The organism is Terriglobus saanensis SP1PR4, assembly GCF_000179915.2.
GTDB classification, from domain to species: Bacteria; Acidobacteriota; Terriglobia; order Terriglobales; family Acidobacteriaceae; genus Terriglobus; species Terriglobus saanensis.
In genome coordinates this window covers 4,218,721-4,240,127 of sequence record NC_014963.1, presented here as the reverse complement: position 1 = coordinate 4,240,127, position 21,407 = coordinate 4,218,721, and the positions used below count along the sequence as shown (strand labels likewise).

At 59.5% G+C, this 21,407-nt stretch carries 21 protein-coding genes and 1 tRNA gene; 6 read left to right on the top strand and 16 right to left on the bottom strand.

Features of this window, described 5'->3' with window-relative positions; genetic code table 11:
• The first annotated feature begins 234 nt into the window (after nucleotides 1–234).
• On the top strand, nucleotides 235–4,020 hold the full coding sequence (locus ACIPR4_RS17470) for a choice-of-anchor D domain-containing protein (protein WP_013569992.1): 3,786 nt from the start codon (nucleotides 235–237) through the stop codon (nucleotides 4,018–4,020).
• A 66-nt stretch (nucleotides 4,021–4,086) separates the two neighbouring features.
• Here ACIPR4_RS17470 and ACIPR4_RS17465 read toward each other — a convergent pair.
• From ACIPR4_RS17465 to ACIPR4_RS17455, 3 genes are all read right to left on the bottom strand, one after another.
• A tRNA-Ile gene (locus ACIPR4_RS17465) sits at nucleotides 4,087–4,163 on the bottom strand.
• A gap of 72 nt (nucleotides 4,164–4,235) precedes the next feature.
• Nucleotides 4,236–4,724 (bottom strand): hypothetical protein, encoded by a 489-nt coding sequence (locus ACIPR4_RS17460; protein WP_013569991.1) that lies wholly within the window; start codon nucleotides 4,722–4,724, stop codon nucleotides 4,236–4,238.
• A gap of 57 nt (nucleotides 4,725–4,781) precedes the next feature.
• Nucleotides 4,782–5,180 carry a YraN family protein gene (locus tag ACIPR4_RS17455; RefSeq protein WP_013569990.1) on the bottom strand — a complete coding sequence of 133 codons (399 nt, stop codon included), beginning with the start codon at nucleotides 5,178–5,180 and terminating at the stop codon, nucleotides 4,782–4,784.
• A 170-nt stretch (nucleotides 5,181–5,350) separates the two neighbouring features.
• Between ACIPR4_RS17455 and ACIPR4_RS17450 the strand changes: the two genes are divergently transcribed.
• Entirely contained in the window at nucleotides 5,351–7,561 is a 2,211-nt protein-coding gene (locus ACIPR4_RS17450; protein ID WP_144312469.1) for a patatin-like phospholipase family protein, read from the top strand.
• A 237-nt stretch (nucleotides 7,562–7,798) separates the two neighbouring features.
• Here ACIPR4_RS17450 and ACIPR4_RS17445 read toward each other — a convergent pair whose 3' ends face one another.
• The 4 genes from ACIPR4_RS17445 to ACIPR4_RS17430 all read right to left on the bottom strand — a co-directional run bounded on the left by ACIPR4_RS17445 (nucleotide 7,799) and on the right by ACIPR4_RS17430 (nucleotide 10,762).
• Entirely contained in the window at nucleotides 7,799–8,560 is a 762-nt protein-coding gene (locus ACIPR4_RS17445) for a metallophosphoesterase family protein (RefSeq protein ID WP_013569988.1), read from the bottom strand.
• A gap of 64 nt (nucleotides 8,561–8,624) precedes the next feature.
• Nucleotides 8,625–9,458 carry an ABC transporter ATP-binding protein gene (locus ACIPR4_RS17440; protein ID WP_013569987.1) on the bottom strand — a complete coding sequence of 278 codons (834 nt, stop codon included), beginning with the start codon at nucleotides 9,456–9,458 and terminating at the stop codon, nucleotides 8,625–8,627.
• Entirely contained in the window at nucleotides 9,455–10,441 is a 987-nt protein-coding gene (fabD, locus tag ACIPR4_RS17435) for an ACP S-malonyltransferase (RefSeq protein WP_013569986.1), read from the bottom strand. Before fabD ends, ACIPR4_RS17440 begins: the two co-directional genes overlap by 4 nt.
• 48 nt (nucleotides 10,442–10,489) lie before the next feature.
• On the bottom strand, nucleotides 10,490–10,762 hold the full coding sequence (locus ACIPR4_RS17430) for a hypothetical protein (RefSeq protein WP_013569985.1): 273 nt from the start codon (nucleotides 10,760–10,762) through the stop codon (nucleotides 10,490–10,492).
• Nucleotides 10,763–10,948: 186 nt separating this feature from the next.
• On the opposite strand from ACIPR4_RS17430, the gene ACIPR4_RS17420 reads away from it, so the two are divergent.
• Entirely contained in the window at nucleotides 10,949–11,524 is a 576-nt protein-coding gene (locus ACIPR4_RS17420; RefSeq protein ID WP_013569984.1) for a DUF4252 domain-containing protein, read from the top strand.
• A 9-nt stretch (nucleotides 11,525–11,533) separates the two neighbouring features.
• Here ACIPR4_RS17420 and ACIPR4_RS22600 read toward each other — a convergent pair whose 3' ends face one another.
• The 6 genes from ACIPR4_RS22600 to ACIPR4_RS17400 form a co-directional block, all read right to left on the bottom strand.
• Nucleotides 11,534–11,986: a hypothetical protein gene (locus tag ACIPR4_RS22600; protein WP_013569983.1), complete on the bottom strand. Its 453-nt coding sequence runs from the start codon at nucleotides 11,984–11,986 to the stop codon at nucleotides 11,534–11,536.
• Nucleotides 11,983–12,312 carry a hypothetical protein gene (locus tag ACIPR4_RS17415; protein WP_013569982.1) on the bottom strand — a complete coding sequence of 110 codons (330 nt, stop codon included), beginning with the start codon at nucleotides 12,310–12,312 and terminating at the stop codon, nucleotides 11,983–11,985. The genes ACIPR4_RS22600 and ACIPR4_RS17415 overlap by 4 nt, the downstream gene beginning before the upstream one ends.
• 125 nt (nucleotides 12,313–12,437) lie before the next feature.
• Nucleotides 12,438–13,157: a YqjF family protein gene (locus ACIPR4_RS17410; protein ID WP_013569981.1), complete on the bottom strand. Its 720-nt coding sequence runs from the start codon at nucleotides 13,155–13,157 to the stop codon at nucleotides 12,438–12,440.
• Nucleotides 13,154–14,725, bottom strand: a complete 1,572-nt coding sequence (locus ACIPR4_RS17405) for an amino acid permease (protein ID WP_013569980.1) — start codon at nucleotides 14,723–14,725, stop codon at nucleotides 13,154–13,156. Before ACIPR4_RS17405 ends, ACIPR4_RS17410 begins: the two co-directional genes overlap by 4 nt.
• Before the next feature lie 107 nt (nucleotides 14,726–14,832).
• Nucleotides 14,833–14,988 (bottom strand): hypothetical protein, encoded by a 156-nt coding sequence (locus tag ACIPR4_RS22835; RefSeq protein WP_013569979.1) that lies wholly within the window; start codon nucleotides 14,986–14,988, stop codon nucleotides 14,833–14,835.
• 40 nt (nucleotides 14,989–15,028) lie between these two features.
• Nucleotides 15,029–17,791: an ATP-dependent helicase gene (locus ACIPR4_RS17400; protein ID WP_041586169.1), complete on the bottom strand. Its 2,763-nt coding sequence runs from the start codon at nucleotides 17,789–17,791 to the stop codon at nucleotides 15,029–15,031.
• 251 nt (nucleotides 17,792–18,042) lie between these two features.
• Between ACIPR4_RS17400 and ACIPR4_RS17395 the strand changes: the two genes are divergently transcribed.
• From ACIPR4_RS17395 to ACIPR4_RS23210, 3 genes are all read left to right on the top strand, one after another.
• The gene (locus ACIPR4_RS17395; RefSeq protein WP_013569977.1) at nucleotides 18,043–18,372 is read left to right on the top strand and encodes a hypothetical protein; all 330 of its coding nucleotides are present in this window, start codon (nucleotides 18,043–18,045) and stop codon (nucleotides 18,370–18,372) included.
• 91 nt (nucleotides 18,373–18,463) lie between these two features.
• The gene (locus tag ACIPR4_RS23215) at nucleotides 18,464–18,751 is read left to right on the top strand and encodes an LOG family protein (RefSeq protein ID WP_245536374.1); all 288 of its coding nucleotides are present in this window, start codon (nucleotides 18,464–18,466) and stop codon (nucleotides 18,749–18,751) included.
• Nucleotides 18,730–19,017, top strand: coding sequence for an LOG family protein (locus ACIPR4_RS23210; RefSeq protein WP_245536373.1), 288 nt, complete (start codon nucleotides 18,730–18,732; stop codon nucleotides 19,015–19,017). Before ACIPR4_RS23215 ends, ACIPR4_RS23210 begins: the two co-directional genes overlap by 22 nt.
• Before the next feature lie 27 nt (nucleotides 19,018–19,044).
• Here ACIPR4_RS23210 and ACIPR4_RS17385 read toward each other — a convergent pair whose 3' ends face one another.
• Genes ACIPR4_RS17385 through ACIPR4_RS17375 form a run of 3 tightly spaced genes read right to left on the bottom strand, consistent with a single transcriptional unit; the run spans nucleotide 19,045 to nucleotide 21,405 of the window.
• Nucleotides 19,045–19,299 carry an acyl carrier protein gene (locus ACIPR4_RS17385; RefSeq protein ID WP_013569976.1) on the bottom strand — a complete coding sequence of 85 codons (255 nt, stop codon included), beginning with the start codon at nucleotides 19,297–19,299 and terminating at the stop codon, nucleotides 19,045–19,047.
• A gap of 16 nt (nucleotides 19,300–19,315) precedes the next feature.
• Nucleotides 19,316–20,062, bottom strand: a complete 747-nt coding sequence (locus ACIPR4_RS17380; RefSeq protein ID WP_013569975.1) for a hypothetical protein — start codon at nucleotides 20,060–20,062, stop codon at nucleotides 19,316–19,318.
• Between the two features lie 59 nt (nucleotides 20,063–20,121).
• Nucleotides 20,122–21,405 carry a hypothetical protein gene (locus tag ACIPR4_RS17375; protein WP_425358323.1) on the bottom strand — a complete coding sequence of 428 codons (1,284 nt, stop codon included), beginning with the start codon at nucleotides 21,403–21,405 and terminating at the stop codon, nucleotides 20,122–20,124.
• Between the last annotated feature and the right edge of the window lie 2 nt (nucleotides 21,406–21,407).

Sequence of the window (21,407 nt, the reverse complement as noted above, 5' to 3'; positions counted from 1 at the left end):
ACGAAAAGGTGTTTTCAGAACATCGTCGGTAACTTGTTTCGCGCTGAAAGTAAAAGGCTTACGCGGAGTTTCGAGGAGTTTCCCACCGTAGTCATGAAATTTTTACTTGAGTCACGATTGCGGGGCGAGTAGAAAGGGACTCCTAAAACCAGCTTTGAGATTCTGCGCCGCGAAGTTGGTCTGACCCTACGCGCTCCAACCCTGCTCTGCCATTCCCCTAAAGGTGCACACGCTTTGAAAAACTTCGCTCGCTGCCTGGCCATCCTTTTGCTTTCCTTTGCTTCGCTCGCCTCTGCGCAGACGCAATTGGTGACGCAACCGGTGATTACCCAAATTTATGGTGGTGGCAGTACCTCAAATACGACGGGGACACCTTATCAGCACGATTACGTCGAGTTATATAACCCCACTTTGAGCCCAATTTCCTTGAGCGGATATGGAATTCAGTACGGTAGCGGCTCGACCGCAAACTGGAATGCGTTTGCTCTTACACCCTCCGCTTCAATTCCTTCGGGTAAGTACTATCTCATTCTGTTTGCACCGGCCAGCGGAACATTCGCGTATAACCCTGCCAAGGATCCGGTGCCCGACCAGATCGTTTCGATTGGTTCGAACGGCTTTACTACGGACTTGAGCGCTTCGAACGGCAAAGTGGCGCTAACTTACAACGCCGGTACGGTGACGGCGCTTTCGGCTACAGGTGGCAATACGGGAACTTCCCTTACTGGTTTTACGCTCGCGGGATCCGCATCCTGTCCGAATCCGGCGACGGTAGTGGATTTTGTCGGATACGGAAATCAGTCGGCTGCCTGCTATGTGACGGCGGCCGCACCGACGATCGGCGCGACAAACGCACTCATTCGTAAAAGCCCTGCCATAGCCACGACGAGCAATTTTGCAGATTTCGCCGTGGGTACGCCGAATCCAAGAAACTCTAGTTACACGGGCGTAACAACGCTCGGCATCACAGGCAACTCCGCTTCGTTTGTCTCCACTCAGAGCGTGACGCTCACCGCGACGGTGACCTATGGCACCGCGACGACGAGCGCCACGGTGACCGCCGATCTTTCCAGCGTGGGAGGATCCGCAACGCAGCCGCTCTTTGACGACGGGACCAACGGCGATGCCACCGCCGGCGACAAGACGTATTCGTTCAAGACGACGATCACCAGCCCCGCCGCGACCCTGAGTATTCCCGTGACGGTCGTGGACAACACCGCGGCCACCGCTTCGGGCACGATTGCGCTGACGGTCGCACAGCCCGGTGTCGCGGTACGCATCTATGACATTCAGGGAGCGAAGTCTTCGACCGGGCCCAGCCCCGTGTCGGTGTACTCCAGCGTCTCCACCGCTCCCACCGCTGGTGTAGCGGTGCAGACGAGCGGCATCGTGACAGGCATTGGAACCAGCGGCTTCTTTCTCCAGGACCCGACGGGCGATGGCAATCCCGCGACGCCGGATGGAATCTATGTCTACTCACCCAATGCGATCCCGAGTGGGCTGGCCATTGGGAACACCGTCACTGTGACCGGAAAGATCACTACCTATCCAGCCCAGACCGTGAGCCATACACCGGCGACGGAGCTCAACCTGACCTTTGCCACGATCACGAACACGGGCGTCTCCCCGTTGCCCGCACCGGTGGTCCTGACGCCTGCCATGCTGACGCCGACCGGCGGTCTCTATCAGCTGACACCCTACGAAGGCATGCGCGTCTCCATTCCGTCGTTGACCACGACCTCTGGCACAGATTCGGCCAGTCTGAATGAATCCTCCGAAACGTATACCTCCAACGGGCAGTTCTATGCCGTGATCACGGGAACCCCGCGCCCCTTCCGCGAACCCGGCATCGACCTCCGCGATCTGGTGGTGGACGCGTCGAAGACTCCTGCGGTTTTCGATGACAATCCGGAGCGCATGCTGGTGGACTCCACCTTCTTCCGCGGAACGGCGGGATCGATTGAGCTTTCTACCGGCGCCGTGCTGCCCAATGTCACGGGCGTGCTCGATATGACCTACTCCAACGATTCGTTCTACGATCCCTCGCGCCTTCTGCTGGACGTGAGCTACGACAAGACGACCGTGGTGCCGGGCATGACCGTGCAGCCTGTACCAACGGCTGCGGCCACTCAGTTCACGGTCGCCTCGTTCAATATCGAACGCTTCTATAACCCGGCGCAGGCGACCCCGGACAATCTTTACTACGTGCCCGCTGGCGTGAACGGATACAACGGAAGCTCGAATACGCCGATTGTCTCAACCGGACAGACCTTTATCTCGGAAGCGGTCGATGTGACCACGGCGGCGTATGCTCGCCGTTTGCAGAAGCTTTCGCTCGCCGTTCGTAACGTCCTGAATCTGCCCGACGTTGTGACACTGGAAGAGGTGGAGAACCAGAGCGTAGCGAACGACATCGCCAACCAGATCAATACGGACGCAGGCACGCCCGGCCTCTATGCGGCGTACAGCACGGACAACTCCACCACGTACACGCAGGATGGAACGGGCATCTCTGTCGGCTTCCTGGTGAAGACGACGACCGTGGACAAGCTGGCGGTCACGCAGTTCGGTCAGGGACATACCTTCACCTACACCGGCGGAACGCAGCCGATCACGCTGAACGATCGCCCCTGGCTGGTCCTGAACGCGGGCGTCAAGCGTGGCGACGGCATCAAGGACTACCCGGTGACCGTGATCGTGAATCACATGAAAGCATTGACGGGCGAGAACAGCACCACCTCGACCTCCACGCGGCAGAAGAAGGAGCTGCAGGCGGAAGATATCGCCAAGTACATCCAGTCGCTTCCCGCCGGGACGCATGTGATCTCCGGTGGAGACTTCAATGCCTTCGAGTTCTCCGACGGTTACACAGATACCCTTGCGACGTACACGAACACGAACGTTTTGCCCGCAAACCAGGTAGTGCAGCCGGGCGTCGCCGGTCTGGTGACGCCGCTTACGGACCTCGCGCTTCTGCTGCCAGCCGATCAGCGCTGGTCTTACGTGGAATACGGCAATGCGCAGATCCTCGACCACCTCGTAGTGACGCCGGACCTCGTGGCCGCAGGCGCACATATGGCCTACGCCCACTTGAACGCCGATTTCCCCACGACGGCTTACAACGATGCCGCCACACCCGCACGCACTTCGGATCACGACGTTGCCGTTGGTTATTTCACCCTGCCGCCTCCGAATATGGGAGCAGGGCTCACAACTACAACGCCTCCGTCCTTTGGAAGCGTAGCGATCGGCTCTACCAGTACGCAGGGATTTGTCCTGACGAACACCGGCGAAGCACCGCTAGGCTTCATCAGCGCGACGGCTACGGGTGACTTTGGCGTGACGAATAACTGCGGAACCTCGCTTGCCGTCGGCTCGACCTGCAACATCGCCGTGACCTTCCAACCGACGCTCCCCGGCACGCGTACCGGTCTGCTCACGGTAGTGTTTTCGGGAGGGAGGATAGCCGCAACGCTCATAGGCGTTGGCGTGGCGGACTTTACGGTGACAGACTCCGCAGGGAAGAATCCGACGTCTGCAAGCGTAACGGCAGGCACGGCTACTACGGTTGGGCTGACGTTCACTTCGCTCAACTCGTTCTCCGGGACGATTGCCCTCAGTTGCACCGCTGTCAACAGCGTCTTCGCACCCGGCCTCACGTGCAACGTTCCAGCAACCTTCACTCTGGCTGCAGGCGCTACCAGCACGCAGACGGTGACGCTCACAGCGAACCCGCGTACGCTGCCATCACGTGCTTCCGGTCTGCCCACGGAAACACTGCTCGGTGGCATGCTGAGCGGAATTGTCCTGCTGATGGCGGGCCGTCTACGCAAAATGCGGCTGGCGAGCGTTCTTGGCATGCTGCTGATCGGTCTGGCCGCGATGTCCGCCGCAACGGGTTGCAGCGATTCTTCAAACCTCAACCCGGCGGGAACGCCCGCAGGCACGTTCACCTACGCCGTGACGGCGACGAGCGGAACGCTCTCGCATACGGAGACGATCACCATCACCGTGCAGTAAGTATCAGCAAGAGAAGAGGCGCAGCCAATATGGCTGCGCCTCTTCTCTTGTATGAGGGAAAGAATCTGGTGGGCCCACCAGGACTTGAACCTGGAACCAACGGATTATGAGTCCGCTGCTCTAACCAATTGAGCTATAGGCCCGCACAGCCAATGGTGGCGTGCAGTCTCTATTGTAACGGCGCATCCGGGCATCTTTGCACCCGTCGGCCAGGCTCAATAGCTGAAGACATGCGGCGGAGGGTAGGTCAGTGTACCGTCCTTGCGCTCGTACCAGATAAACATCCGCTTACTTCCGTTCGCGGTCACGCCCACGATGATGCCTGTACCAAACGGGCCTGTGCCGTCGGTGACGGACTTGTCGACGTGGTGGCTCTTGATCGCGCCCACATCGGAGTAGGTGGTCCAGTCTTCGGTAAAGCGGCTGAGCGGATAGGCGGTGTACTTGGCCGTGTTCTGCTCCCATGCGGGATCGTTCACATAGATCGCATAGGCGGCCTTGAAGTCCTTGTTCTCGATGTCCGTGAGGAAGTGATGGACGCGGTGCTCCGCCGGAAGGTTCGAAAAGAACCAGCCATGGCCCGTAAGGATTCCTGCGAAGGCGATGACGACGATCAGGGCCACAAGCGCGCCCGCGCCGATCAGCAGGTTGCGTTTCAGGTTTTCGCGGTCCGCGTTATAGGTAGGAGCATTCAACAGGGTCATGGTTCATTTGCCTCAGGAGCTTCCATGATAGTAGACACCGCAGCCTGAAAAAGTAACTCACACGAACGCATCACGCAACAGCTCAATACCCAGGGGAAGCTCGTCCAGGTAGACCGAGACGATATCGAAGCGCGTCTGCAGATGTGTGCGATCCAGGCTGACCGGGAGATGCCCGAGGTACGCCGTCGCCATGCCGCGCAGGATGCGTTCCTTGTCGTGGTCCACGGCAAACTCGGCGGAGATGCTGTCGCGGCGGCTGCGCGTCTTCACTTCCACGAAACAAAGTACGTCGCCCTCCCACGCGATCAGGTCGAGATCGCCGCGAAGCCTGCCGGTGCGCCAACGCCGCGCCACCACGGTAAATCCGCTGCGCCGAAGAAAGAAGTAGGCGGCCTCTTCACCTCGTTCGCCCGTAATCGCTGTTGGCGATTGAGTCACTGGATGAAGAGTTCGCATCCGCCGGAGCAGTGCTTCCATCCAACTTAAGTGGGGTCGACGTCTTCCCGATGCTGCAGATACAGTAGCGCTCACGGAGACAGTATGCGGCACTCTGCACGGATTGGCCAACCCTCGAATTTCGTAAGAGAGCAAGGGCTCGCGTCGGCCTGCAGGAAAGGCTTTAAAAGTTGAAATTGCGTCGTTTCTCCACCCTGCTGCTCTGTGCGGCTACTGTGATGGCCCAGGCAAACAACGCAGAACAAGGTGAACCAACTCATCGTCCCAGCATTGGTCTTGCCCTTGGAGGCGGAGGTGCTCTTGCTCTCTCGGAGATCGGTGTACTTCGCTGGTTCGAGGAGAACCACATCCCCGTAGACGCCATCGCCGGAACCAGTATGGGATCGATGATCGGCGCTTTTTATGCCACGGGGAAGACGCCGGACGAGATCGAGCACCTGATGAACGACCAGGCGATCACGCAGGTCTTCCGCCTGAATCCCGACTTCCGTGCCCTCAGCTATCGGCGTCGCGAGGACCGTCGCTGGGCTCCCAATGCCTTGAACGTCGGTCTGCGCCATGGCGTCTCCCTGCGCAGCGGCGTTTTGATCGACTCCGGGCTTAACTCTTTTCTCTCTCAAAACTTCCTGGCCTATGGCTCCGATCTGCCGTTCAGCAACCTTCCTATTCCGTTTCGCTGCGTCGCGACAGACATTGCGGAGGGGAAGGAAGCTATATTTCGGGACGGAAGCCTGGTCGATTCTGTGCGCGCGTCCATCTCTCTACCCGGCATCTACAGCCCGGCGGAACAGGGGGAGCACCTCTATGTGGACGGCGCGATCCTGGAGAACCTGCCGACGGGAACGTTGCGTTCGGAGCTGCACCCCGATGTTGTCATTGGCGTCTCTCTCCCACTCGCACCGATGGAAAAGGGGCAGGGCAACTCGATTTTGGGAGTCCTACAACGCAGCTTCAGTGTTGCCTCCTGGGGAAACGAACTTCGCTCGCGCACGCTTGCGGATCTCGTCCTCCAGCCCGAGACCACGGGGATGGATACGGGCAGCTACACAAAGACGAAAGAACTCGTCGCGGCGGGATACGCCTCGGCGGAGAAGCAGCGCTCCGCTCTGCTTCGCTATCGTCTGGATGACGCAGAATGGGCCGCCTACCTCGCACATCGCCACAGCCTCCTGCGTCCCGCTCCGCGTCTGCTCGCCGGTGCTACCGTGACCGCACCCAGCCCCGCCCTGCGTCGCGCGGTAGAAAAATCTCTGGTTCCCATTACCCATCAGCCGCTGGACCTCAAGAAGGTCGAAGACAAGATGGACGACATCCGCAGCGACGGCCGCTACGACGCGGACTACGCCGTGGTGGTCAAGCCTTCAGGCTCAGCGCAAACTGCCCAAGAGGCCCAGCTCAATGTCGACGTGAAGGACAAATCAGCCGGACCTCCATTCCTTCTACTCGGAGCAGATCTCGCCGCGCAGTCCGGTGTGCCCGCACGCGCCACGCTGGATACGGCATTTCTCTATCAGGACTTTGGCGGCTTCGGCTCCGAGTTTCGCGCGCGTGTGAGCGCCGGATTCCAAACCACGGTGGGCACGGAGTACTACCGCCGGATCACGACCGCAGGCTTCTTCGTCGCTCCGCACTTCGACTTCAACCGGATGCCGGTTTATATCTACTCCGATCAGGACCGCGTGGCGCAGAGGCTCTCGCAATCCGCGGGTGGCGGCGTCGACGGTGGCTTCACCTTCAAGCGTTCCAGCGAGTTGCGCGTGGGCTGGCAGGAGCGTTTCCAGCGCTGGAAGACCGACACAGGCACCGACGGTCAGGCGGACTTTTCCGGGACATCGCAGTGGGCGGGCGTTCGCTATCGCATCGACGACCAGGACCGCGCACTCATTGCCACGCACGGCCTTCGCGCGCAGGCCTCCGCCGGATATCTGTACAGCACGGTGAACAGTCGCAACGCGCCCAAGGTGGATTTCGCCGGAAGCTACGCCTTCACTGCGGGCAAGGGGCATCTCTTCTCGATGGGGCTTGAGGCCGGAAGCCTCTTCGGCCGCAACGTCTCCGATCCCTTCCGCTACACGCTCGGCGGGCCCTCTCGTCTCTCCGCTTCAGCTATGGATGAGTATCGGGGGACGGATTATTTCTTGATACGTCCCGCATATCTGCACCGGATCGCTTCGCTTCCGGCGCCGTTGGGGCAGTCCATCTATGTACTCGCGATGTATGAGGCGGGGCAGATGCGCGCGCCGAACTTCAATACGGTCACCCGGCAGGATGGCTATTTAGGGCTGGCGGCGGAGACGCCTCTGGGTGTCCTTACGCTGGGTCCATCGATTGGGGATGACGGGCACAGGAAGTTTATCTTCACGCTGGGGCGATTTTTCTAAAGCAAAAAAAACAGGCTTCGTTCTTGTGCCCCATTCTTCGCGGCTTCATCGCGAAGGGTGGGGTCGCGCGGAGCGCACAAACTGATTTGTGAGGAAAGCGGAGCCCAGCAGATTCCTTCGCTTCGCTACGGAATGACAAAGGGGGGATCCGTGGCGAACTTACCCCACCCTTTCGCCGATCAAGCTGCGAAAGAATGGGGCACAAAAGCAGGTCCTTTTGTTGCGCTACAAAAAGACCTAGCGGCCTTCGCGCAGGCGCAGGGCGAGCCGCTCCGGCAGGTCGGCCATCAGGATGCGTCCCTGAGCGCGGGCCAAGTCGTAGGGCACGCGGTGAAAGGTCACCGTGGCCGCCTCTTCTTCCAGGATCGCAAAGGCGGCGCGCCAGTCGCCGTCGCGGGGCTGGCCTACGGAGCCGGGGTTGATGAGGTAATGGCGATCTTTTTCCAGCGTCATCTGCCATTCGGCGGGATGGCTGTTGGCTTCGTAGCGCGGCCGAAACTCTGTCCAGCTCTCTTCCATCCAGCTGAAACCGCCCTGCACGTGGGTGTGTCCGAAGAAGGTCGTGCGCCGCTGCATCTGCTGCAGGGGAGCCCATGCATCGCGTATGTTCAGGATATAAAGGTCTTCGTTCGTAGGCGATCCGTGCGAGATCACTGAGGAGAACGGATCACAGGGAACCGGTCCCTGGGGCATCTCCGCCAGCCATTTGATGTTTTCTTCCGTCAGAACGGTGTGGGTCCAGGCTGCGGCTTGTCGCGCCACTGGGTTGAAACCAAGCGCCGAAGAGAGTCCGCAGCAGACGCGATCATGGTTTCCACGAACATGGACCGTCGCCCGCTCCTGGATGATGTCGACGACCTCATTCGGGCTGCCGCCGTAGCCGACTACGTCGCCGAGGTTCCAGACTGCGTCAAAGGGGCCTGTCCGGTCCGCAGCGGCGAGCGTTGCTTCCAAAGCTTCCAGGTTCCCGTGAATGTCGGAGAGGATAAGGGCGCGCATAAGGTCGTTGCAGCCAAATGCCGCAACCACTCACTTTACGGAAAGCGTCCCGAAATCACAAACTTTAGACGGTCGCGAGCGGCAGAGTGCGGTCCGTCCGCATGGTTGGAGCTGCCGCCAGAAGGCTGCGGGTATAGGCGTGTTGGGGATTGTGAAAGATCTCCCGCGTCGAGGCCATCTCCACAATCGCGCCTCGCTGCATCACGGCCACACGGTTCGCAGTCTGTGCTGTGACCGCTAAGTCGTGCGAGATAAATAACATAGCCAGGCCATGCGAACGGCGTAAATCGGCGAGAAGGGCCAGAATCTGCGCCTGCACGGTCACGTCCAGGGCGGTCGTCGGTTCGTCGGCGATGAGGAGTTTCGGTTTGTTCACGATGGCCATGGCGATCAGGATTCTCTGCCGCTGCCCACCGGAAAACTGGTGGGGATACTCGCCATAGCGCCGCTCCGGGTCGGGAAGGGCCACGTCGTGCATCGCGCGGAGCACCTGCTGCTTTATCTCGTCGCGCTTCAGGCTGCGATGGTGCGCCCGGACGGCTTCGGCGATCTGTTCGCCCACGGCCATCACGGGATTGAGCGCGGTCATCGGTTCCTGGAAGATCATCGCGATCTCGCGTCCGCGCCGGGAGCGCATCGCGGATTCGGGAAGTTGGAGAAGGTCTCCCGCCGCAAAGCGGATGCTGCCGCCGATTTCGGCGTTGGGCGCGAGCAGGCGAAGGATCGCCAGGGAGGTCGCCGACTTTCCCGAACCCGATTCGCCGACCAGACCAAGAACCTCCCCCGCCGCGATCTGAAAGCTGATGCCGTCCACGGCGGTGTGCGCGCCTTTTTCCGTGCGAAAGCGCACCGTCAGGTCGCGTACGTCTAAAAGCACGTCGTGTAGCGGTTCGCTCATGCGGAGAGCGCGGCCAGCGTCTTCTCCAGGCTGGCGCTGTCTTCCACGTTCAGGCAGGTTTGTGTGCGGTCGATCTGCCGCATCAGGCCGCAGAGCACCTTGCCCGGACCGGCTTCGATAAAGTGCGTCGCTCCGGAGGTCTTCAGAAGCTCGATGCACTCGACCCAGCGGACCGCGCCGGTGACCTGGCGGATCAGCGTGTCCCGCACATCGCCCTGGCGCGTGATCAGGCGTGCATCTACGTTGCTGGCGACGGGAAATGCCGGGTCTACAAGAGAGACGGCTTCGAGCGTCGTGGTCAGCTGATGCGCCGCAGGCGCCATCAGCTGGCAGTGAAAGGGAGCCGAAACAGGAAGCATGACCGCCCGTTTGGCTCCTGATTCTTTACAAAGCTCCGCCGCACGCTCCACCGCAGCGGTCGCGCCGGAGATCACCGTCTGATCGGGGGAGTTCAGGTTCGCGGGAGCTACGACCGCGCTGGTCTCTGAGGAGGCCTGCGCGCACATGTCGGATATACGTTCCACAGACAGCCCCAGGATCGCCGCCATGGTGCCCTGGCCCGCCGGGACGGCCTGCTGCATGAACTGTCCACGGGAGCGCACCGTCCGTACGGCATCCGCAAAAGAGATCGTCCCCGCAGCCACATAGGCTGAGTACTCGCCGAGCGAGTGGCCCGCCGTCATGGCGGCGGAGATGCCGTGCTCTGCCAGAACGCGTGCCACGGCGACGGAAACCGTCAGGATCGCTGGCTGGGTATGCTCTGTCTGTTTCAGCTGCTCTTCCGGGCCGTTGAAGCAGAGGTCGGAGAGGGAGAAGCCGAGGGCTTCATCGGCTTCGGCAAAGGTGTCTTTCGCGACAGGAAAGCGGTCGGCAAGATCGTGGCCCATGCCAACGGTCTGGGAGCCCTGTCCGGGGAAGAGGAAGGCGATTTTGCGGGGAGTTTCTTCGGTTGCGATCGTGCTGGAAATTTCAGTCATCGGCATTGATGTTAGCGCAGACACGCGCTCCACAGCCAAGGCCGGGCGGAGGGTCTAGACCCCGACGCTGTACTCCACGTCCTGCATCTTGTCGCCGGAATGCGAGTAGAAGTCGTACGGCGTACGGCGCTTGAACTTGTAGCGATACCGCAGTTCGCGGCCTACAAACAGCCCCAGGGCAACCGCACCCACGGCAGCCGTAGCCCAGCCGACGATCGCCATCACATGATGTGCGGCGTCGTGCTCCGCTGGCTCCGAGGATTCCATCTCGTGGGCCATCGCTTCGAACTTTCGTGCAATCTCTTGCGTACGCTTACCGAACTTCATACGCAGAATGATAGCGCAGCACACCCTGTGTCTGCCATCCGTTCGTGGCGGAGCGGATGTAACACTTTTGTATCTTCCTTAGGACAAGGCGGTAAGCCACGCCGATTTCCGCCTCCCCCGTGCTGCTTTTTTCAAGCGCGTCATTTTCCGAAAACCTGCGTCTACATAGAGGGAGGGCTTCCGCCCATGTCGATATCCCTGTCTCCAAATATGTTTGGTTCTCTCCTGCGCCGATCCGCGCTTGGCCTGGCTCCTCTTCTTTTGGCTGGGACACTTCTTGCCCAGCCACCGGGAGAGATGCAGCACTTCGGCTTCGACGCCCTGGTGCAGCAACCCGCAACGCAGAGCTCCTTCACCTTCGACCGCACCATGCTGCAGGCGGCAGACGGCTTCTTCAACGGCGCTGATGCCGAGACGCGCCGCGTCGTGGCTGGCCTGAACAGCATCACGGTGCATAACTACAACTTCCGCGAGCAGGCCAACTACGATCCCGGCGCCTTCGCCTCCGTCGCCGAAGGCTTCCACGGTGCGGGCTGGAAGCATCTGGTAAACGCCAACGGGCATCCCGGACAGGCTACCGATCTCTGGATTCACTTTGAAGGCGCGAATATCCGCAACGTGATCGTTCTGAACCGTGGTGGACGCAACATGAACTATATTGCCGTGGACTGCACCCTGCGTCCTCTGGACCTGCTTCACCTCAGCGGCCACTTCGGCATCCCCAAGGTCGATCAGAGCGCCGTCATGGTGCCTGCGAAGTAGGGTAAGGCGCTAATCAATGACAACACACTTGCGAACGGCGCATACATCTGCAAAGTCGCTGTAGTTGAATGAAATCAGAGCGTCCAGGCGCAAACTTCCATCCGCGATCATACTGCGGATGACGCGATCTGCCGCGCTGAGATGTACAGGTTTTCTTCTAGACGGAGAAGGATTGATAAAACTATCGTCCAGAGCCTGGTCTCGATAGGGGGAGTCGTCTAATAATTCCAGCCTGCCTAGAGACTGAAGTGTGTTCCAATTTGCTCGAAGACGGGCAAGATAGGTGGGGTTCCTTGCTGCTCTCGTAGATACGGCTTCGTAAATAGCTGGCCATGGAAGAAATAAGACATTGGCACTATTTTCCAAATATTCTTCGTAGATTTGTAAAGCACGGTCATGGTAACCGTCTCGGGGATCTGACAATGCGATTACAAAGCAGGCATCCGCACAGATATAGCTCATTCATCGCTTCCCGAGGCCTGAGACGCTAGTGCAAAACCCGCCCATGGCGCAGATTTGCGGCCACCGATCAAGAACTGTCCCTTGTGGGCACGTCCGCTAATGAGATAGACGCGCGACCTTTTCTCTGTACCTAAGATCGCGGCGAGTTCTTTTTTAATCTCATCTGCAGATTTTCTTGAAACGAAAGTGGCCACACTGTCTCCACATTCGACTGCGTGTTGCTGATCAAGCCATTCGTAAAGAGACTCATAATCTCCCCGAATGCCCAGATCATAGGTCAACCAATAGCGAGAACCGGTCCGGGCACTTACCTTTTTTGTCGTCATGACCGCTTTATATTCGAACTGAAATAAGGATGCAAATTTATCCTGCTTGCGTTATTTTTTAGAAAAAATAACACTGAGGCATTACGAAAGCCGATCAGAGCGCCGTCATGGTGCCTGCGAAGTAACTAGCCCAGCGTCTGGCCATGGAGGATCGCAATCGCCGATCCTTCGGCCAGAATCACGTTGTCCGGTTCACGACCGGTTAGCGGAGCGAACCGCTCTCCGTAGAGCGCTCCAAAATCCGCATCCGTCGAAAAAGACCGCAGAACATACTGCTGCCAGCGCGGATGCTGCACGGCGTACTCCATCGTGCGCCCGCCGCGCTTCTTTGCGTAGCCCCAGTAGTGCTCCGTGATGAACTCCTGCACAGAGCCCGGTTCGATTGAGACGAGGCCCCTCTCGGATGTGGCTTCCATGCTGTGCCAGTGCCCGTGGCTCTTCCAGCGATATCCGGTCTGCAGCGCTCCATCGTTCTCGCTCCAGAGGAGCTTCATCGGAGCCACGGCGTACCGCTCGCCATAGAGGGTATTGGCGACGATGCTGATGGCGTGGAGCGGAACCAACTCGCGGATGAAGACCACACCCCGCCGCGCTTCGCCAGTCGGAAGGATTCTGCGCACATAAAAACGCAGATTGACCTCTTCAAAGTTTGCATGGAAGGGAATGCGAAAGCCCTTCAAACGCACGTTCTGAAAGTAAAACCCGATCAGGCTGACGAAGCACTGCCCGTGGAAGAGATCCAGCTCCGTCCCGGCTGGAAGGTAGTCCGCCAATAGCTCCGGCGCGAGGACATAGTTCGCCATGATCAGCCTGCGCCACTCGGCGGTGAGGAAGGGGCTGCTCATTTGGCCTGGTAGAACTCGCTCCGTTTGCGGCTGTAGAAGTAATAAACGCAAAGCCCGATGATCAGCCAGACGAAGAAACGCACCCACGTAATCGCGGGCAGACCGGCCATCAGGAGGACGCAGAAGAAGGTGCTCAGTACGGGAATCACCGGGCCAAAAGGCACACGGAAACCACGATGCCTGCCAGCGTCTTTCCGTCTCAGCACGAGCACGCCAATCGAAACCAGAACGAAGGCGAAGAGCGTTCCGATGTTCGACATCTCGGCAAAGGTGCCCACGTCGAAGAGCCCCGAGGGAATCGCCACCAGAAACCCCGCAACCCAGGTAGCAAACGCCGGTGTCCGGAACTTCGGATGCACGCTGGAGAAGACATCCGGAAGCAGCCGGTCACGGCTCATGGCATACCAGACGCGCGCCTGGCCCAGTTGGAAGACCAGGATGGACGAGACCATGCCCACCAGCGCGCCCAGCAGAACGAAAAGTCGTACCCAGTGCAGGCGGTGCGCTCCGGGCAGAAGGCTGACGCGCTTCAACGCGTTCACCACCGGTGCGCCATCGCCCGCGATGCTCTGCCAAGGCACCATGCCCGTCAGAACGGCCGCTACGCCCACGTAGAGGATGGTGCAGACGATCAGCGTGGCGATGATGCCGATGGGCACGTCTCGGCGAGGATTCTTGCACTCCTCACTCGCCGTGGAGACCGAGTCGAAGCCGATGTAGGTGAAGAAGATGATCGAACCGCCCGCCAGCACACCGGAGAAGCCGTTCGGCGAAAATGGGTGGTAGTTCGATCCGTGAATGAAGCTTGTGCCGAAGCCGATGAAGAGCAGGATGGCCGCGATCTTCACCAGTACCATGATATTGTTCGTCCGCGCGGATTCGCGGATACCGCGCACCAGCACCACCGTAAGCAGAAGCACGACGACGAACGCGGGAATATCGAAGCCAAAGTGCCAGCCGGAGCCGAAGATGTCTTTTCCAGCCAGATCCTGCAGGCCGAGGGGAAGGAATGCGGGCGAAAGCCACTTCGGATCGAGCCGTATACCGAGCCAGTCGAGCAGGTCCACAATGTGTGCCGCGAATCCCACGGAGACGCTCATATTGGAAAAGGCGTACTCCAGGATCAGGTCCCAGCCGATAATCCAGGCGATCAGCTCGCCCAGCGTGGCATAGGTGTAGGTGTAGGCCGAGCCCGCGATGGGGATCATGCTGGCGAGTTCCGCATAACAGAGCCCCGTCAGACCGCAGACGATGGCCACCAGCACCAGCGACAAGGCCAGCGCAGGGCCCGCCCCCGGTCGCCCTGCCACAGCGCCGTGGTGCAGGATCAGATCGAGGATCGGAGAGCCCTTCCAGTCCGCAATGCGCGACGGGTTCCCGCCGATGGCCGTGCCGATGACGGTGAAGATGCCAGAGCCGATGACCGCACCGATGCCCAGCGCGGTCAGCGAAACCGGGCCGAGCGTCTTCCGCAACGCCTTCTCAGGATTCTCGGAATCCGAGATCAGTTTGTCGATCGACTTCGTGGCAAAGATCTGTCTAGGCAGCGTCCGGCCCTCCGGCAGAATGTGGGTGGTGCATTCATCTTATCGACAAACGCACAAAGACAGAGGGCAACCGATGCCGGTTGCCCTCTGTAGTCTGGCGCGAAGCGCGTCTGCCTGGACGGCCAGTCCTAGCGCTTGGAGGTTCCGCGGGTCATGGCCTTGGGCTTCTTCTTGTTGGAGCCGCGGGGAGTGGTGCGTGCTGCCTTGGCCGGTGCGGCCTTGCGTGCGGCGCGCTTTACCTTCTTGCGCTCGTCGGTATCGGTGATGCTCTTGGTGTTTGCCATGTTGGTAGGAAACTCTTCTCTCTCGTCGATTTCGAAACTTTTACAGGCGCTCCAACTGGGCGAACTTCTCCACCAGCTTCTTCACGCCGTGCTGTGCAAATTGTACTGTAATCTTGGCATCGTCCCCATCCCCTTCACGCCGAAACACCGTTCCTTCCCCGTATTTGGGGTGTCGGACGCGGGAGCCGTTGCGAATTCCGGTTGCGCTCTTCTGGTCAGGAACCTCCAGTTTGGGGCGGTCAATCTTCTGTCCACGCGCGCCGAAGAAGCTGGCAATGTTGTCGATGGAGCCTTCCGCGCCCGTATTTGCTTTAATTCCGAACTGCAGGCCTGACTTCGGTTTTGCAGCGCTGGAAGAGCTTGGCCCTATGGCGCTCTGGTCCTCGTCCTCGTAGTTATAGTGCTTTTCGCTGCCGTACCCATCGTCGTTGCCACGGCGCGAACCCCACTTTTTGTTGCCGCCGCCGTAGCCGTATTCGCGACCGGAGTTCCACGCGCTGCGGGTATCCGAAGGACTGCCGAGGTCTTCGACCAGGCGCGAGGGGACTTCTTCCAGGAAGCGCGAAGCGATGCTCGCCTCCGGCATGTCGGAGCCGTATCGGCGGCGGTAGCGCGCCCGCGTCAGGATGAGGGTGTCCATCGCCCGCGTCATGCCCACGTAGCAGAGCCGACGCTCTTCTTCGAGCCCTGACGGGTCCTGCAAGGTCCGTGAGTGGGGAAAGAGCCCCTCTTCCATGCCGCAGAGAAAGACCAGCGGGAACTCCAGACCCTTGGCCGCATGCAGCGTCATCATCGTCACGCGGGCGTCGGCGTTGTACTGGTCTACATCACTCACCAGAGCGGCGTGATCGAGGAAGGTCGCAAGCGTCTCGCCGCGCTCCTGCGCATCCTGCGCGGCGTTGGCGAGTTCCTTCAGATTTTCAATTCTGCTGAAGGCCTCGGGCGTTCCCTCAGTCTCAAGCGTCTTGATGTATCCCGAACGGTCGTTGAGAAACTTGATGAGCTCCGGCAGCGTCGCAGGATCGCCCGGCGCGCGGAAACCGTCCACGCGCGTGGAGGTTTCGACCTTGGCGACGACGTCTGCCTTGATCTCGGAGACGCGCGTCTCGTGCTTCTGCGTCGAAGCCGCGAAGGGGTTGAAGGCCGCCGCATCGAAGCTGGTGTCGACATCGGAATCGGAGCCAACGGAGTTTTCCGCTGCAATCGTGGAGATCTCTTCGCTCGGTCCAAAATCAAATCCAAAATTAAAACTCGTGTCGAAGGATGTATCGACGTTCTCGTCTTCGGTAGAAGCGTTTTCTTCTTGTCCGACGAACTCAACGCTTTCGTCCACAGCTTCTTCGCCCGCTGCATCCGCGGCCAGTGTCTCGGCAAACTCGCTTCCCAGCATCGCGCGCGCATCGAGAATCAAACGTCGAAACCCAGCAAGAGCTGTGAGCGCACGTGCAGGCAACAGTTGTTCCTGGATCGCGCGTTCGATCGCGTCCCACGTACTCAGACCGGTGGACAACGCCATGCGCTCCAGCGTCTCCATCGTGGTCTTGCCGATGCCGCGTGCGGGTGAGTTTACAACGCGTCCCAACGCAATCGAATCGCGCGGATTCTGCACGAGCTTCAGATAGCTGAGAAGGTCCTTGACCTCGGCGCGTTCATAGAACGAGAAGCCGCCGACCATGTGGTACTGGATCTGATAACGACGCAGGGCTTCTTCCACGAGTCGCGACTGCGAGTTGGTTCGATAGAGCACAGCGCATCGCGGCGCATCTTCTTTTTGTCCAGCCTCGCGCAGGTATGTCTGAATACGATCTGCGATAAAGAGCGCTTCGTTCTCGCCGTCAGGGGCTTCGTAGTAACCGATCATCGACCCGCCTTCGCGTGTCGTGAACAGCTCCTTACCCTTGCGCTGCACGTTGTTCTTCACCACCGCACCGGCGGCTTCCAGAATGTTCTGCGTGGAGCGATAGTTCTGTTCGAGACGAATCACCTTCGTCTCAGGAAAATCTTTTTCGAACTCAAGAATGTTTTTGATATCCGCGCCGCGCCAACTGTAGATGCTCTGGTCTTCATCACCCACAACGCACACGTTGCCGCGAGTGCCCGCGAGCAGCTTCATCAGCTCATACTGCGGACGGTTCGTATCCTGGTACTCATCGATCAAAAGATATTGATAGCGACGGTTGTAGCGCTCACGCACTTCGCTGGAAGACTTCAGCAAACGCACGGCTTCCAACAGAAGATCGTCGAAGTCCAGCGCGTTGTTCTTGAAGAGCTCTTTCTTGTAGCTCTCGAAGATGTGCGCGATCTTCTCTTCCAGCGGGTTCGCCGACGCAAGAAAATACTCCTGCGGATCGATCATGTGATTCTTTGCCCAGCTGATGCGGCCCAGCGCCACGCGCGGCTTCAACTGCTTGTCGTCGATGCCGAGGCGCTTCAGCGCCTGCTTCACAACGGCCTGCTGATCGTTCTCGTCATAGATCGCGAAACTCTTCGTCAGGCCGATGCCGTTGACACGCATGGCTTCGATATCGCGGCGCAGAATCCGCACACACAGAGAATGAAACGTCGCAATCAACGGCTTCGCCAGCGAGGTATGGCCGATGAGCTTATCCACCCGCTCGCCCATCTCCTTCGCTGCCTTATTCGTAAAGGTCACTGCGAGGATGGAGTCCGCCGCGACGCCGCGCTCCTGAATAAGGTAAGCAATGCGGTGCGTAATGACGCGTGTCTTTCCCGAGCCTGCGCCGGCAAGAAGAAGTACAGGTCCATCGACCTGTAACACGCCTTCGCGCTGCTGCGGATTCATTTGGTCCAGAAGATGTTGCACGTCCCACGCCCCTCGTTTCTTCTCTAGTTTACCGCTGTACCAACGCGACAGCGAAACGTCTCTTTGGTTAGCAAAAAAGACCACAAAAAATCGTGAAAAATAATTCACAAATCTTTTTGAAATAAATGGAACCGCTCAGGAGTCTCTACCGTAACTGTGTTTGCGTGACGAAGCCCACCTGAACTTAGGCAAGTGTGACTCCGTCGCAACAACAACACTTGGAGAACATCATGATTCGTCACATCGCAGCTCGCCTCGCTCTTGTCGCCCTCGTCTCTATGCCCATCGTCAGCAACGCTGCTCCGCTTCTTCTCGTCTCAAGCGACAAGGTTGCCCATCAGAAGATGGTGAAGATCACCCTGAAGAACGGATCGACCGAAACACGCACAGTCCACGTTGGGGAGCAGACCATCGTCCTGCAGCCGAACGAGAGCACGAAGCTCAGCACGCCTGCAGGCACCGCCGTAATCTCCGTGGGCGAACAGGGCAAGCACAAGGACGGCGAAACCATCTTCCAGGTAGGCGAGTCTCTGAACGGCGCTATCTGCACCATCAGCTAGGCCTGTTTCATCGCACTTGCCACTCACCGCTCTGCATTCGCTTTTGTGACCCCCGGCGAATGCAGAGCCTTTTCTCTTGCATACTGAATGTATGTCTTCCCTTCGCGCTCTCTGTGTCTTCTGCGCTTCGGCAAGCGGTCACGATCCGTTGTGGACGCAGGCCGCTTTTGAGCTTGGCTCTGTCCTGGCATCTCGCGAGATTGAACTCGTCTATGGCGGCAGCAAGGTTGGCCTGATGGGCACCGTCGCCGATGCGGTGCTCGCCGGTGGCGGCAGAGTGCGCGGCGTCATACCGCATGTGCTCGTCGATCTCGAAGTGGCGCACAATGGCTGCACGGAACTGCACGTTGTGGACCGATGCATACGCGCAAGGCCCTGATGGGCGAGCTCTCCGATGCGTTCCTCATTCTTCCCGGAGGCTACGGTACGCTGGAGGAGCTCTTCGAGGTCCTCGCGTGGCAGAGTCTGCGTCTGCATGAAAAGCCGATCTGCCTGCTGAACCTCTCCGGCTTCTACGACAGTCTGCTCACGTTCCTCGATTACTGCGTCGCGCAGGGCGTCCTCAAGCAACGTTCGCGCGAAACCCTGCTCGTCGCCCATACGGTGGAAGAAGCTCTGGCTATTTTGAGTGTAGAGAAGGCATAGCAAAACCCGCATGGGTTCAAGTACGGGTCAGCGTCCGGCGGCAACCAACTTCTTTTCGATCAGCGAGACAAGGTGGGCGACATTCAACATCGACTCCAGTTCCGCCGTCTGAAACTTGATGCCGAACTTCTGCTCCACGGCCACAATCAGATTGATGTGGTTGAACGAATCCCACTCCGGCACATCGGCCGCGGCCAGGTCAGGCCGCAGCACAAGCGTCTCGTCGTCAAATAGATCGCGGAAGAGCGGCGTAAGTTGTTCGTAGATCTCCTGCTGTTGCATTTGCTCATTCTAACGGCTAGAAGTGACGCAACACGCGCGGCTTCTCTTCGGGATTGCGTGCGGCCACCGTGCGCTCCGCGCTTCCCGGCGTCAGATCGGAGACGGTGCGGTCCAGCGAACGCGCCACAATGTCTCGCGATCCCAGACCGACGGCAAGTGCCATCGTGAGCACAATGCCGCCGAAGAGAATGCCGAAGGCGAGGTCGACGACCATGCCGCCGATCCGCAGATTGTTCAGCACCATCGCTCCCGTAAACACCAGCACCAGCCACTTCACGCCGACGGAAAGACCGCGTGCGTATTGCAGCTTGGCATTCACCGCGCCGATCAGAACGCTGCGCGCCAGGAACCGCGCCACCACGGTGCCCGCAAGCAGAAGCACGATCGAACCGATGGAGTGCGCGATGTACGGCAGCAGAAACGCAGAAATGTCCGCTTTACCGTCATACGCTGCGTCGAAGGCCGAGATACCCACGGCAACGCCCAGCGTGACGCATGCCCAGAAGACAACGCGCGTCGCCAGCAGTGTCGGACTGTGTCCCGGCGACCAGTCGGAGACGCCCGCCGAGTTCTCGCGACCAACGCGCTCGTCAAACCGCAGGCGGGTCAACAGCCGCTTCACAATCCATGCCAGCCCTGCACCCACCAGCGTCAGCAAAATGACGGCCAGCAGAAGCGCCATCACGCCTGGCAGAAACGTGGCCAGCTTCGTCAGCACGCGCTCAAGAGATCCTGTTAGAGCAATCCGTATCTGTGAAAACATCGTCGCTTCCTCTCACTGCAAAACTCGTTGGTAGAAAACTATCGGAGACGTTGCAATCGCTATGGATTGAAGCGGTCCGGCCATCGCCATCGGGAGACCAGGTACGGTTTGTCCGCTTCAAATGCGGCTGCCAGGGCATCCATGCAACGCTTCGCGTCTTCGGCGTTTCTGCACTGCAAGATATACGAAGCCACCCAGGCCAGGTAGAGCGGTGTTAGCGCGCCCAGCAGATGGCCGCGATTGAGCGTGCGCAAACGGTGCGCCAGGGCAAAGTCATACACAATCCGCACCCAGAGCGCGTCTGCCATACGGAAGTTCTCCATCGGCATGATCGATAGCTTCTTGAGACCTAAAAGCGAATTGGGAGGAAGCACCAGCGACCAGATCTCGTGCAGGTTGCCGTAGGCCAGGCGAAAGCTGTCGACCAGCGGATCCGCATCATGCGCATCCATCGAAAACTCTGCAAGAGTATCGCCTGGGTTGCGCACATCCTCTCCAGCGCACATCTGCAACGGCGCTGGCCGATTCCGCTGCCAGTACGCAGCCTTCGTTTCGATATCGGAGAAGAGCGATCCTGCCACCAGTGCGAGCGCGGCTTTCAAATCCATATCGGGAGAAACAGGTTCTTCGCGGCGTCCGGCGATGACCTCGCCCATGCTATAGCCCGCTACGGCGGCTTCCGCCACAGGCCACAGGATGGAACTCGCTTGCGATCCCACGGGGATACGCACGGTTGCGGCGGCCATCCGTTCGACCATGCGCGAGGACATCGCAATATCCAGTGCCAGCGGTGTCCGTACCTCGGAGCCAAAGAGCGAGCGAGAGAGCGGGTAGAGCATCGCGGAGTTGAAGATGCCTTCATCGGGATCGACGAGATAGCGCGGCACCGCCAGATCGCATCCCGACTCGATCACCATGTGAATCATGGCGGAGATGGTGTCCGGCACAATCGATTGCGCCTCTGCGCCCAGCAGAACGCAGCAGGTGCAATCGTTCTGTTTCATCAGGGTTGCGGCACGGCGAAAATCTTCCGCGCTATGCATCCAGATCGTGCTGGATTCCCCCGCGGCGGCGTAGGCTACCGTCTTGTATCCATGGGTCTCCGGCGCCTCTGTACCCTCGGCGTCATAGGTTGGAAAAGCCACCATCAATTGCGAGTTTGGCCTGTCCGATCGCAGCCGCGCGGCCACATCTTCCATCAGCCCCGCAACGGTCTGCCTTCCGTGATCGGCGTCCGGTTCCGCTGCCGAAGCACTCAGGCACACCAGTATGCGGAGCGGCGGCGTGGCCTCTGCCCTCGCTGTTTCATCACTCGCTGCTTCGCGAGTCGTTTCCGCTATCATGT

Coding starts and splice junctions, on each gene's coding strand:
- ACIPR4_RS17460 (WP_013569991.1), bottom strand. CDS start 4,724: ATGACCCTGTTGAATGCTCCTACCTATAACGCGGACCGCGAAAACCTG.
- ACIPR4_RS17455 (WP_013569990.1), bottom strand. CDS start 5,180: ATGCGAACTCTTCATCCAGTGACTCAATCGCCAACAGCGATTACGGGC.
- ACIPR4_RS17445 (WP_013569988.1), bottom strand. CDS start 8,560: ATGCGCGCCCTTATCCTCTCCGACATTCACGGGAACCTGGAAGCTTTG.
- ACIPR4_RS17440 (WP_013569987.1), bottom strand. CDS start 9,458: ATGAGCGAACCGCTACACGACGTGCTTTTAGACGTACGCGACCTGACG.
- fabD (WP_013569986.1), bottom strand. CDS start 10,441: ATGCCGATGACTGAAATTTCCAGCACGATCGCAACCGAAGAAACTCCC.
- ACIPR4_RS17430 (WP_013569985.1), bottom strand. CDS start 10,762: ATGAAGTTCGGTAAGCGTACGCAAGAGATTGCACGAAAGTTCGAAGCG.
- ACIPR4_RS17420 (WP_013569984.1), top strand. CDS start 10,949: ATGTCGATATCCCTGTCTCCAAATATGTTTGGTTCTCTCCTGCGCCGA.
- ACIPR4_RS22600 (WP_013569983.1), bottom strand. CDS start 11,986: ATGAGCTATATCTGTGCGGATGCCTGCTTTGTAATCGCATTGTCAGAT.
- ACIPR4_RS17415 (WP_013569982.1), bottom strand. CDS start 12,312: ATGACGACAAAAAAGGTAAGTGCCCGGACCGGTTCTCGCTATTGGTTG.
- ACIPR4_RS17410 (WP_013569981.1), bottom strand. CDS start 13,157: ATGAGCAGCCCCTTCCTCACCGCCGAGTGGCGCAGGCTGATCATGGCG.
- ACIPR4_RS22835 (WP_013569979.1), bottom strand. CDS start 14,988: ATGGCAAACACCAAGAGCATCACCGATACCGACGAGCGCAAGAAGGTA.
- ACIPR4_RS17400 (WP_041586169.1), bottom strand. CDS start 17,791: ATGAATCCGCAGCAGCGCGAAGGCGTGTTACAGGTCGATGGACCTGTA.
- ACIPR4_RS17395 (WP_013569977.1), top strand. CDS start 18,043: ATGATTCGTCACATCGCAGCTCGCCTCGCTCTTGTCGCCCTCGTCTCT.
- ACIPR4_RS23215 (WP_245536374.1), top strand. CDS start 18,464: ATGTCTTCCCTTCGCGCTCTCTGTGTCTTCTGCGCTTCGGCAAGCGGT.
- ACIPR4_RS23210 (WP_245536373.1), top strand. CDS start 18,730: ATGCATACGCGCAAGGCCCTGATGGGCGAGCTCTCCGATGCGTTCCTC.
- ACIPR4_RS17385 (WP_013569976.1), bottom strand. CDS start 19,299: ATGCAACAGCAGGAGATCTACGAACAACTTACGCCGCTCTTCCGCGAT.
- ACIPR4_RS17380 (WP_013569975.1), bottom strand. CDS start 20,062: ATGTTTTCACAGATACGGATTGCTCTAACAGGATCTCTTGAGCGCGTG.
- ACIPR4_RS17375 (WP_425358323.1), bottom strand. CDS start 21,405: ATGATAGCGGAAACGACTCGCGAAGCAGCGAGTGATGAAACAGCGAGG.